Below are 1,266 nucleotides of genomic sequence, written 5' to 3' on the forward strand. Positions count from 1 at the left end.
GGGAACGGGGCGGGGCGACATCTACCTGGGGGACACGGGCAACGACCGTTTCTCGGCCGGGGAGGGCGATGACCGGCTGCTCGGAGGCGCGGGCAATGACGTGCTGGACGGGCAGGGCGGCGATGACCGGCTCTCCGGCGGCGCCGGGGACGACAGCCTCTACGGGGGCGACGGCAGCGACACGCTGCTGGGTGGCGAGGGCAACGACTTCCTCTCCGCCCAGGGCGGTGACGACGTGCTCGACGGCGGGGCGGGCAACGACACGCTGAGCGGCGGCTATGGCCTGAACAACGTCTATCGGTTCGGCCGGGGCGACGGGCAGGACTACGTGCAACTGGGCCATGACGTCTATGCCATGGACGAGTCGGCCGACCGGCAGAACACGCTGCAGTTCAAGGAAGGCGTGAAGCCCGAGGACATCGTGCTGAGGCAAGTGGCGGATGGCTGGTCCACCGGCAACAAGGGGCTGGAAGTCTCCATCGCCGGCACGCAGGACAAGGTGATCGTCCGCAGCTTCTTTCTGAATGACGACCCGGGCAGCGCCTACAACGCGGTGCAGCGCATCGCATTCGCCGATGGCACGGTGTGGGACCTGCAGGCAATCCTGAACCGGGTGTTCACGGGCAGCGCGGGCAGCGACACGATCGCGGGCACGAAGAACGCCGACACGATCAGCGGCCTGGGCGGCGACGACAGCCTCTACGGCGGTGATGGCGACGACGTGCTGCTGGGCGGCGACGGCAACGATTTCCTCTCCGCCCAGGGCGGGGACGACGTGCTCGATGGCGGGGCGGGCAACGACACGCTGAGCGGCGGCTACGGCCTGCACAACGTGTATCGCTTTGGCCGGGGCGACGGGCAGGACTACGTGCAACTGGGCCACGATGCCTATGCCATGGACCCATCGGCCCATCGGCAGAACACGCTGCAGTTCAAGGAAGGCGTCAAGCCCGAGGACATCGTGCTGAGGCAAGTGGCGGACGGCTGGTCCAGCGGCAACCTGGGCCTGGAAGTCTCCATCGCGGGCACGCAGGACAAGGTGATCATCCGCAGCTTCTTCCGCGACGACGACCCGGGCAACGCCTACAACGCGGTGCAGCGCATGGCATTCGCCGATGGCACGGTGTGGGACCTGCAGGCGATCCTGGGCCAGTTGTTCACGGGCGGCGCGGGCAACGACACCATCGTGGGCACGAAGAGCGCCGACACGATCAGCGGCCTGGGCGGCGACGACAGCCTCTATGGGGGCGACGGCAACGACGTGAT

1 protein-coding gene is annotated in these 1,266 nt (G+C 68.0%); it reads left to right on the forward strand.

Translation table 11 applies throughout. The features are described from left to right. A partial coding sequence (locus tag AX018_RS24460) for a calcium-binding protein (protein WP_281269577.1) occupies positions 1–1,266 on the forward strand: 1,266 nt, incomplete at both ends.

It is taken from the genome of Paracidovorax anthurii (assembly GCF_003269065.1).
Classification (GTDB): Bacteria; Pseudomonadota; Gammaproteobacteria; order Burkholderiales; family Burkholderiaceae_C; genus Paracidovorax; species Paracidovorax anthurii.